At 52.6% G+C, this 10,558-nt stretch carries 7 protein-coding genes; 6 read left to right on the top strand and 1 reads right to left on the bottom strand.

The window, feature by feature from the left end; all coding sequences use genetic code 11:
• The first annotated feature begins 185 nt into the window (after nt 1-185).
• The 6 genes from tnpA to NUV48_14960 all read left to right on the top strand — a co-directional run bounded on the left by tnpA (nt 186) and on the right by NUV48_14960 (nt 9,230).
• Entirely contained in the window at nt 186-662 is a 477-nt protein-coding gene (gene tnpA, locus NUV48_14935) for an IS200/IS605 family transposase (GenBank protein MCR4443427.1), read from the top strand.
• A gap of 209 nt (nt 663-871) precedes the next feature.
• Complete coding sequence (locus NUV48_14940; GenBank protein ID MCR4443428.1) at nt 872-2,410, top strand: CYTH domain-containing protein; 1,539 nt, start codon at nt 872-874, stop codon at nt 2,408-2,410.
• Between the two features lie 69 nt (nt 2,411-2,479).
• Nucleotides 2,480-3,919 carry a DUF5716 family protein gene (locus NUV48_14945; GenBank protein ID MCR4443429.1) on the top strand — a complete coding sequence of 480 codons (1,440 nt, stop codon included), beginning with the start codon at nt 2,480-2,482 and terminating at the stop codon, nt 3,917-3,919.
• Nucleotides 3,909-4,580: a DUF4194 domain-containing protein gene (locus NUV48_14950; GenBank protein MCR4443430.1), complete on the top strand. Its 672-nt coding sequence runs from the start codon at nt 3,909-3,911 to the stop codon at nt 4,578-4,580. Before NUV48_14945 ends, NUV48_14950 begins: the two co-directional genes overlap by 11 nt.
• Nucleotides 4,577-7,993, top strand: coding sequence for a hypothetical protein (locus tag NUV48_14955; protein MCR4443431.1), 3,417 nt, complete (start codon nt 4,577-4,579; stop codon nt 7,991-7,993). Before NUV48_14950 ends, NUV48_14955 begins: the two co-directional genes overlap by 4 nt.
• Nucleotides 7,983-9,230: a DUF2220 domain-containing protein gene (locus NUV48_14960; GenBank protein ID MCR4443432.1), complete on the top strand. Its 1,248-nt coding sequence runs from the start codon at nt 7,983-7,985 to the stop codon at nt 9,228-9,230. The genes NUV48_14955 and NUV48_14960 overlap by 11 nt, the downstream gene beginning before the upstream one ends.
• A 28-nt stretch (nt 9,231-9,258) precedes the next feature.
• Here the strand turns inward: NUV48_14960 and NUV48_14965 are convergent, their stop codons facing one another.
• Entirely contained in the window at nt 9,259-10,422 is a 1,164-nt protein-coding gene (locus NUV48_14965) for a TraB/GumN family protein (GenBank protein MCR4443433.1), read from the bottom strand.
• Between the last annotated feature and the right edge of the window lie 136 nt (nt 10,423-10,558).

Raw genomic sequence — 10,558 nt, forward strand, 5'->3', positions numbered from 1 at the left:
TTGTCACTGCCTGTCAGAGGCTGCGAAAAATTATTTTCCGCAGTCTTGTTTTTGTATAACGAAAACCACCTGCTATGCAGGTGGTTCCAAAGAGCTTATAGCTATGACTAGAAAAATCTACCTCCATTTGTTAAAATAGTGCAGGTTTCGCCAGCCGCACTAAAACAAAGGAGGTAGATATCCAATTGGATACAGAGAGTTTATCACATACACAATGGAACTGCAAATATCACATAGTATTTGCACCGAAATACAGAAGGCAAGTGATATATGGAAAAATCAAGGCGGATATAGGGATTATACTAAGGAAACTTTGTGAATTTAAGAAGGTAGAAATAATAGAAGCAAATGCCTGCCCAGACCACATACACATGTTGGTGTCAATACCACCGAAAATAAGCGTGTCAAGCTTTGTGGGCTATCTCAAAGGAAAAAGCTCGCTGATGATATTTGACAGGCACGCAAACTTGAAATACAAGTACGGCAACAGGCATTTCTGGTGCAGAGGGTATTATGTGGATACGGTGGGGCGAAACAAAAAGGCAATAGAACAATATATCAGAAAGCAGTTGCAAGAGGACATAGCATCCGACCAGATAAGTCTAAAAGAGTTCATAGACCCGTTTACGGGTGAGCCAGTAGACAAAAACAGAAAGAAATAACCCCTTTAGGGGTGGTTTGAGAAGGTGTGCGGTTGGCGGAACTTTCAGCGAGCCTTGAGGCTCAGCCTAGTACCAAGCCCTTATAGGGCTAGAGCAAACCACCCGCTGAGCGGGTGGTCATGATTGTGTTGCCTTTTTACGGTCTATGGTTTTCAGGGTAGGTATAATATTAATAGATGCAATATTATTAATGATTGGAGGCAAACGGGATGCCTGCAGGTCTGGAAACTGAACTGAAGTTGCGTTTTACCGGCGAGGAAAGCTGGGGTAAAATGTGCGGAGACCCGTTTTTGAGGAAAAGGGAGATCCCGGGGACAAGACGGTCGGTTAAACTGGAAACCGTCTATTATGATACTCCTTCTCATGCCTTGAAAAAGGAAAGGTTGGCGTACCGCGTCCGCCGTCAAGGGGAAGAGTGGGTTGCCACCGTGAAGGCCGACGGGCTGGCCGGCGGCGGGTTGCACCAGCGCCGGGAATGGAGCGCCGCTGCTACTGGACCAAAACCGGATATTGGCCTATTTTTGCGGACGCCGGTGGGTGAGCGGCTGGAAAAGGCGCTGGGGGAAGAAGCCTTGGGCGAGTTGTTTAGAACCGATTTCCAGCGGACAAGCATTGAATTGAAACTGCCGGGAGGCGGCTGCGTCGAGTTTGCCGCCGACTTGGGAGAGATAAGGGCGGGGTCTAGGAGAAGCTGCATCAGGGAGATCGAACTTGAATTAAAGGAAGGAAGCATTGCCGAGCTTTTGCGGCTTGCGGCGATGCTGGCCAGGAGATACCCGCTTTTCCCTGAAGCCAAAAGCAAGTATTACCGGGGACTGGAGCTGGCGGGTCTTGAACCGTTGCGGGAGGAAACAATGGTGGAAAAACCGGCGATACTGCCTTCGGATGAGACGGAGGAAGCCTTCGGCATGGTGCTGGCCGCCTGTATCCGGGCGGCGGTAAGTGAGCTGGAGAGCTTTATCAACAGTCCGGCCGGTTTCCAGGTTGTTTGCCGGTTTAGAAGTGCGCTCTGGCGTTTTTTTTCCGTTCTTGCCTTGTGCAAGGAGCTTGTCTCCAAGAATGATTATGAAGTAAAAAGAAAGGATTTGCTGGGGTTAATAAAGGAGACGGACAGGCTGTGGGAGGTTGACGCGCTGCTGGAAGCAGTGAGAAAAATAGAAGCGGCAAATTCAGCCGGTGAAGAGAAAAACTCGCGCCTTCAGGATTTTCTTTCGGGAATGCTGGAGGCACAGCGGCAAAATTTCGCTGAAAAAGCGGCTGGGGGGAGGTTTACGCCTGTCTTATTGGATTTGTGGGGCTGGGTATTGGATTTTCCCCGGAAGAATAAGAAAACGGGTATGCCGACAATTGGTGAATTCATGGAAAAGAAGCTTGTTTCGCTGGCGAAAAAAATGATTGCCGGTGGGCAGCCCGGGGATTTCAGCGGCGCATCCCAGGCATATTCGCTGTTTGCCGGGTTCATTGAACTACAGTCCAATTTTGAGCAGTTCGGGACTTTTGGCGACAAAGACACCTCCGCTCTTTCCGCTTCCTTGGGGAAAATTAGGGACCAGCTGGCAGCACTGCATGGTATACACAGGAGCCGGGACCTGCTAACACGGATTTCAGCCGGTGCCGCACAGGCGGATATTTGCGCTGAAGCCGGCCGTTTTGAAGAACTGCTGGCGGCTGAAGAAAGGGTTCTGCGGTGCAAACTGCCGGAGTCCTGGGAGCGGTTTCGGGATGAAGCGGAAAGATTTGTGAAATGATTTGCCTGATTGAGTTTCTATGAAAACTTATTATGATAAAATAAATCATGAAAGAGGGGGTGGCGGGGTTTGGCGAAGCTCTTTGAGATACTGCCGAATAACCTCTTTTCCATACTGGTTTCCAAGAACAAGGGCATCTATGTGGAGGCCCTGATGGCGCTGCGGAAGGCTTTCAAGCAGGAGATGGCCATCAGCAAGGCCGACTTGGTGTCCATGCTCATTGCCAACCTGGACGAAATGATGATGGAGATGGATTTTGCCGCGGAAGCGGATGACGGCGAGGGGGATTCCCCGGCCGAGGAAAAAGGCGGGCCCGGCCTTTCCGCCGCCGCTCACTTCATCCTGCGGCGATTGAGGGAGACCGGCTGGATAGACGTGGAATACCAGGTGGATTCCTTCGAAGAGTATATCACCCTGCCGGATTACGCGGTGAAGCTGCTTAACCTTTTATATTCCTTCACGGACGAGAGTGTCAGGGAATACAATTCTTATGTGTATTCGGCCTATTCCGACCTGAAGCTGGCCGACCAGGAGCGTGACGAATACACTTATACCGCCCTGACCAGCGCTTACGAGAAGACCGTCCAGCTGGTGGACGAGTTGAAGACCCTGCACAACAATATCCGGCGCTATCACCAGAGCCTTAATGAATACGCCACGGTGAACGACGTCTTGAAAGGCCATTTTGACGAGTACAGCAGCTTGGTCATCGACAGGTTTTATCACCCGCTGAAGACCCTGGATTCGGTTCCGCGCTTCAAGACGCCGGTCCTGAATATCCTGGGCGGTTGGCTGGCCGACCATTCCCTAAGGGAACGGATGAGCGAGCAGGCCATGCTGCGCGGCAAGTACAAAACCAGAGAAGAAGCGGGAGAGGATATTATCCTGAAAATCGGGGAGATAATGGATATTTATGAGCGGCTGGACGAGATGCTGGAGGAGATAGACCGCAAGAACTCGGCCTATACCAGGGCTTCCATAGAAAAGATGCGCTATCTTTTGAACAGCGACAGGAGCATCAAGGGCAAGATCGTCGAGTTGTTGACCCGGACGGCCTCCAGCCCGGCGGGCAGGCAAAGTGTTTTGCTGGAGCGGATGGCCGGCATCGTGCAGGCGTACAGGCAGGGATACCTTGACGAAAAATCGCTCTATCTTCGAGCCGCCGGGAACAGGGCGGCCGACGATACTCCCCTGCAGGCCCGTCCGGTGGAGGAGGACGCGGGTGAGCATTCCCTGGTAGAGTTCATGGACAGGGCCAGGAAAAGTTTCAGCCATGCCAGGGTGATGGCTTTTATGCAGGAACTCCTGGCCGGGCTGGAGGTAGTAAACAGCACCGAGATACCCCTTCGCGATGACGAGTCGTTCATCTTGCTGCTGTTGGCCGCCTTGAAAGGGAACGACAAGCAGGTGTTTTACCAGGTGGAGTTCCTGGAGGGATACCATGATAACAACGGCTACCGGATACCAAAGATGAGGTTCGTCAGAAAGGAAAGAAAAAATGTGGGTTGAACTGTACGATAAACTCTCCAATTCGGAAAAGGAGGAGTTCAAAAGGCTCTTGAACCTTATCCTGTCCCGCACCTTCATCATCAGGGATGTATACGACCAGAAGGAAGGGATGATCAAGGTCAACCCGGAGTACCGTTTTGTGGAGAGGAACTTCGAGCTGTTTATGGATTATCTGAGTTATTCGGGATGGACCCTGATGAAGGACAGCAGCTACGGCGTCATCGCCCTGGAAAACGCCTATGAATACAACCGTGTGCGGCTGGACCGCCTTACCACCTTGATGCTTTTTATCCTGAGGCTGATATTTGAGGAGGAAAGAGAAAAGGTGACCCTGCGCAACGAAATCCTGACCACCACCGGGCAGGTGGTGCATAAGATGATTACCCTGGGGTTGTTGAAGCGCAAGCCTGCCGACAGGGAAATGGCCATGTCGCTGCGGCAGCTGGCTTACCACAACGTCATCCAGAGGGTGGAAGGCGCCTGGGAAAAAGCCGATACGAAGCTGCTCATCCTGCCGTCCATCCTGTTCATTATTACCAACCAGGGCATAAGCCGCATCTATGAACTCCTGGAGGCCGAGAACGCGGCGGAAAACGGCGAGGCTGCGGAGGCGGCTGAGGCTGAGGAAAAAGTTATCAGGGGAGATGAGAACGGGATATGAAACTGCTAAAAAAACTGCTGCTCATCAACTGGCATTATTTCTGGAATGATCTGATCGAATTTGAGAAGATAAATTTCCTGACGGGCCGCAACGCCGCGGGCAAGTCTACCCTGATCGACGCCCTGCAGCTTTTGCTTTTGGGCGATACCAGCGGCCATTTTTTTAACAAGGCGGCCAATGAAAGGTCTTCCCGCACCCTGAAAGGCTACCTCCGGGGGGAGATTGGCGATGACGGGGACGCCGGTTTCAGGTACCTGCGGGAGGGGAGGTTTACCAGCTACGTGGCCTGCGAATTCGAAGACAGCGTAAAAAACGCTGCTTTTACCCTGGGTGTGGTTTTCGACAGCTATGCGGACGGCACGAACGAACACCGCTTTTTCGTGCTGGATTCCGCTTTGCCGGAAAACAGGTTTATTGTCAGCAGGGTGCCGATGGAGTACAGGGAATTGAGAAATTATGTGTACAAGAATTATAAAAGGGGAAAGTTCGAGTTTCCCGAAACAAACCGGGGATACCAGGAGGTTTTGAAGGGCAAACTGGGAGGCTTGAAGAACAAGTACTTCAGCCTATTTAAAAAAGCGGTGCCTTTTTCACCGATCACCGATATTGAGACGTTTATCACCGAGTACGTCTGCGATGTGAAAAGCCCCGTGGATATAAGCCTGATGCAGGAAAACATCCGCCACTACAAGCGCCTGGAGCACGACGCCGACCTGATGGAGGCCCGGGTTAAGGCGCTGGAAGAGATCGCGGAAAAGTACGCTTCCTGGAACGAAGAAAGGCAGAGGCTGGAAATCCAGACGTACATTGTCGAGCGAGCCCAGCACCAGGCTGCAGCGGACGCCTTGGCCGCCCTGGAGGAGGAGATTGGGCGCAATAACGCGGAGATTGCCCGGCTCTCGGCGGAACAGGCCCGGCTCTCGGTGGAACTGGCGGAACGGAAAGAGGAAAAGGACCGGCTTACGGCCGACAAGATGTCCTCCGATCTGTACCGGAAACACCGGGAACTGGAGGCGGAAAAAAAGAGGCTGGAAGAGGAAATAGAGAAAACCAGGTCCGAATTGAAAAAGGTTGTCAACAATCTCAGGAAATATGGCCTTGTCTGGCGCGAGTGCGCCGGGCGGCTTGAGGGGATGACCGGAACAGGTGGCGCGGGGGACAGGAGCACGGCAGAAGCTGAAGTGTGGCAGGACTGGCAGAAGCTTTGCGGTTTGGGCGGGCAGGCCAGGAAATTTGCCGGAATGCTGGTGGACGCAAGCGCGCAGAGCCTTTCCGAGATTGACGCTGGCGGGTTCGCCAGGATGCGGGAGTGTATCGACCGTTTCAAGAGCGCGGCCGCCGGGTTTGAGATTTCCCTGGGCCGCTTGCGGGACGATATGGAGAGAAGACGCCGGGAAACGGCCCAGCTTGCTGCCGATCTGGAAAAAGGCATCAAGCCTTACGCCAAGAAATTGCTGGAGCTGAAGGAAGAGATCGCGGCAGAGTTAAGCAGGAAATATAAAAAGGATGTGGACGTGCGGGTCCTGGCCGACCTCCTGGAGATCAGGGATGTGCGCTGGTCGAACGCGGTTGAGGCTTATCTCCACAACCAGAAATTCTACCTTTTGGTGGAGCCGCGGTATTTCCTGGACGCCTTGAGGGTTTATGACCGGCTGAAATTTGAGAAGGGTTTTTACGACTGGGGCCTGGTGGATACCGGCAAGCTGGCGGAAAGGAGGCCTTCCCGGCAGGAGGGCAGCCTGGCGGAGGAAGTGGTGACGGACAACGAATACGCCCGCCTGTTCGTTGATCACGTCATGGGAAACCTGATCAAGTGCGATAAGGTGGAAGAACTGCGGGAACATGAGAGGGCTATTACGGACAGCTGCATGCTGTACCAGAATTATACGGCCAGGCAGCTCAACCCGGAGCGCTGGAAGTATCCTTACATCGGGAGAAGAGCGGCCGACGAGCAGCTCAGGTTGAAAAGGCAGGAGATTGCGGGGCTTGAGGAAAGGCTGGCCCTGTATGAGGGCTGGCTGGGAGCAGTGCGGAATATCAGCGGGATGGAAGCCATGAACGCCAATGAGGCCGAAAGCGTTCTCCAGGTGGTAAAACAGGCGGCGGTCCTGCCCGGGCTGGAACAGAAGCTAAAGACCGTGATAGAACAGTTGGGCGCCCTTGACCTTTCCTGGTTGATGAAGCTCGATGAACAAATAAAAGTACTGGAAATCCGCATAAGGGAACTGGAGGACAGGGACAAAAGGATGCTCAGGGACAGGGCGGGCCTGGAAAAAACAAACGAGATCATTATGAGAGATCGGATTCCCGTGGAAAAAAACAACCTGGAGCAGTGGAGCCAGGCAATCAAGGAGCGGTTTGCGGTGGATTGGGTCGCTGAAAAGGGCGAGCCCAGGTTCCTGAAGGAGTTGGAAGCCAGGAAAGGAGCGGCGGAAGTCTATCGCAGCTTTTTCTCCCAGGTGGAAAGGACAAGAAACCAGACCTTGAAGAAGAGGGAGGATCTGGCGGCGGCCCGCTCCCGTTACAACGGCGATTACAAGATGTCTTACGACATCAACCTGGCAGACAACGCGCCCTACGACAGGGAACTGGCCGAACTACGGGACGTCAGGTTGCCCGCATACAAGGAAAGAATACGGGCAGCCAAGGAAAAGGCCTTTGACCAGTTCAGGGACGATTTTCTGGCCAAGCTGAAATCAAACATCGACCTGGTCAGAACACAGATCGAGGAGTTGAACGCCGCCTTGAAAGAAAGCAGCTTCGGCACCGACAGGTACCGCTTCGTTGTAACCCCTCGACCGGAATACAGGCGGTATTATGACCTGATTACAGATGAGATGCTTATGGAAGGATACAACCTGGGGTCGCAGGTGTTCCGCGACAAACACCGGGATGCCATCGACGAACTGTTTAAACAGATTATCGACGTGGATTCCGAGCTGAACGCCGATGCCCGGGCGGAACTGGAGAAAAATATCAAGAGATTTACGGATTACCGGACATACCTAAATTTTGACCTGGTGGTGACGGACGAGGAAGAGCGCAACCAGCGGCTTTCCCGCACGCTGCACAAGAAGTCGGGCGGCGAAACGCAGACCCCTTTTTACATTTCGGTGCTGGCTTCTTTTGCCCAGCTTTACCGCATCAGGCACAAGAACGAGGCCGGGAATACCATGAGGCTGATTATCTTCGATGAGGCCTTCAGCAAGATGGACAGCGAGAGAATCCAGGAGAGCCTGAGGCTGCTGCGGCGTTTCGGCCTGCAGGCCATCCTCTCGGCCCCGCCGGAAAAGATCGGTGACATCGCGCCGCTGGTGGACCGCAACCTCTGCGTGATACGAAACGGTGACTCCGCCTGCGTCAGGGCTTTTGATTCCAGGAAACTGAGCGAGGAACTGGGGTATGGACTATAAAAAGCTTTTGCTCGACAGGCTGCTGGATAAATTCGAAAAAAGCAGGGCTTACCAGGACGTAAGCCTGGCCAGGCGTAGGATTATGCTGAAACTGGGACCGCCGGAGTTCCCGGAATATAATATCGAAAAAAGCGAAACCAGGGAGCTCGTGAATTCCGCGGTCCAGGAACTGCGCGAAAAGGGACTGGTTGATTACGAGTGGTTGAAACACGAACGCGGCAATATTATTGACAAAACTTGGCTCAGGTTGGAAAACCTGTCAGGCGCTTACCAAGAAGCAGGCCGGGTCGCTAAAAGCGAGAAAGCGGCAGCTGTGCTGTCGGCGGTGAGGAAATGCCGGCAGGCTGTCAGCCTGCCCTGGATAGCCAGGTTTCTTGACGATGTTGAAGCCGCTGTTGTAACCAGGAAAACGCCTTTGCCTTACCTGCCTGAGGAAGTGGAGCAGGCGGAGGCGGTGCTGCGGGCGCTTAGCGCCGTCAATGAGAAGGATGAGGGGGAATGCCTGGAACGCGTGTTCAGCCTCAGGTGTTTTGGGGATTCCAAGTTCTTTGAAAGATATGCCAGGAAAAAAGTGGCCGAAATAATCAGGCATTATTTGGCAAAGGAGGGCGACTACCAGGAAACGCTGACGGAAGAAGAACTCTTAGCCCTGGTGGGAATAGTAAAATTCCCCGAACAGGTGGAATTCTGCGGGGAGTTGGTCGGGAGGCTCAGCGGGCGGGAGGTTAGTTTTGGCACGTTCAAATACGGCCTGGCCCTCAATTCGCCGACGCTGGCCGAGCTGGAGATAACTGGCTTTTGCAGTTCTGTGAGGCGGGCGCTTTTCATTGAAAACAAGGCCAATTATGTCGATTATGTGGCGAAAAACAAACGGGAAGACGAACTGGTCATCTTCCACGGCGGTTTTTTCAGCCCTATGCGGGGGAGTTTCTTTAAGAAAATTTATGAAGCCGGAAAACAGGCGGGGTTGGAGTTTTACCACTGGGGCGACCTGGATTTGGGGGGGTTCAGGATGTTCCACCGGCTAAAAACCTTGATCATTCCTGATCTGAAGCCATTTTTGATGGACAGGGAGGCGTTTCTTTCCCAAAGGCAGCACTGGTCGAGCATAGACCAAAAATACGGGGCGGAACTGGAAAAACTGCTGAAGAGGGAAGATTACGGGGAATTTCACGATGTAATCCGGCTTATGCTGGCAGAAAAGGTCCGGCTGGAACAGGAAGCGTTTTTGGTTTAAAGGGCGCTTTGGTAAGAACGGGCGGTGATTAACTCTCAAATACCTTTAAAAACAGCCTGAGAACGTCGGCGCCGCCGATAAAGGTCCCGGCTACGCTTCCCAGGTTTGCGGCCGCAACCACCAGCAGGATGTGGGTGACTTTATTGCGCCAGAAACCTTTCAGGGTAAAAATGTCCCCGGGGAGCCTTTCGAAATCTTCCACGCTGGGACGCCTGATATAAGCCTCGCTCAGGCCGGCAAACCAGCCCGCTGCCAGAAGGGGATTGAGTGAGGTTATCGGGGCGGCAATAAATGCCGCTGCCACAGAAAGGGGATGCCCAAAAGCGAGGATTGTCCCAATGGCCGCCAGTGAACCATTCCAGAGTATCCAGAGCGTTATCTGCTCTTTCCCCACGGACCTGTCGATGGAGAAGGTGGAAACGATTATCCCAAGGATAAGAAGAGGAATTAACCAGCCCGCTATCCTGCCTGCAACTGAGCGGGGCGGCAGGCTGGCCAGTTCATCCAGATCGTGGTTTTCTGCTATTCTTTCCATTATACCTGGGAGGTGACCGGCCCCTACTACCGCAACAACTTTAGGCCCGGGCGCCTCTTTTATTTTTTGGGCCAAGTACATATCTCTTTCATCAATCAAGACCTTCTTCAACTGGGGGAAAGAACAGGAAAAGTCGCTCAAGGCAAGGGTAAGCATGTCTTCCGTCTTGAGCTTCTCCAGTTCCTCCTCGCTGAGTTCTTCGTTATCAAAGATACTCAAGATAAGCAGGAAAAAAAGCTTGAGCTTGTTGAAAAAACCAAGGCTTCGCCAGGTCCTGACGAAGGTTGTTTGGATATTCCTGTCCGCCAGGACCAGTTCAGCCTCCACATTCCTGGCCGACTCTATTCCCTGGAGCATTTCTTGCCCCGGCTTAATGCCGAACTGCCTGGCCAGCCTGCCCTGGAAAGAGGAAAGGACCAGATTTACCAGCAGTAGGACAGCCTTGCGTTCTTTGATGACCTTGATAATGTCCATCTTTTTCCACCTGTCGCTGTCGACGATAGAGTCGTAGCGCGCCTGGCACAGTTCTACGCAAACTGATGAAGGCTTTTCTTTTTCAATGACTTCTTTCACTTCTTCCGCGCTTTGCCTGGATACATGGGCCGTGCCGATTAAGACAATTTCTTTATCCAGGCAGGATATTCTCTGAACAGGCATAGGTTATTCCTTTCTGCATAATGTGCGTTTCATAGTACAATTTTACAGAACAAGTCAGGTTTAGGGAAGCTTTTTCTTATATCAGCTTTTTGCGATGTAAGCTATTTTTATGATTTTCTAATCGCAAATCAAGCAT

It is taken from the genome of Peptococcaceae bacterium, assembly GCA_024655825.1.
GTDB lineage: Bacteria > Bacillota > Peptococcia > DRI-13 > PHAD01 > JANLFJ01.

Coding starts and splice junctions, on each gene's coding strand:
- NUV48_14955 (MCR4443431.1), top strand. CDS start 4,577: ATGAAACTGCTAAAAAAACTGCTGCTCATCAACTGGCATTATTTCTGG.
- NUV48_14950 (MCR4443430.1), top strand. CDS start 3,909: ATGTGGGTTGAACTGTACGATAAACTCTCCAATTCGGAAAAGGAGGAG.
- NUV48_14940 (MCR4443428.1), top strand. CDS start 872: ATGCCTGCAGGTCTGGAAACTGAACTGAAGTTGCGTTTTACCGGCGAG.
- NUV48_14960 (MCR4443432.1), top strand. CDS start 7,983: ATGGACTATAAAAAGCTTTTGCTCGACAGGCTGCTGGATAAATTCGAA.
- NUV48_14965 (MCR4443433.1), bottom strand. CDS start 10,422: ATGCCTGTTCAGAGAATATCCTGCCTGGATAAAGAAATTGTCTTAATC.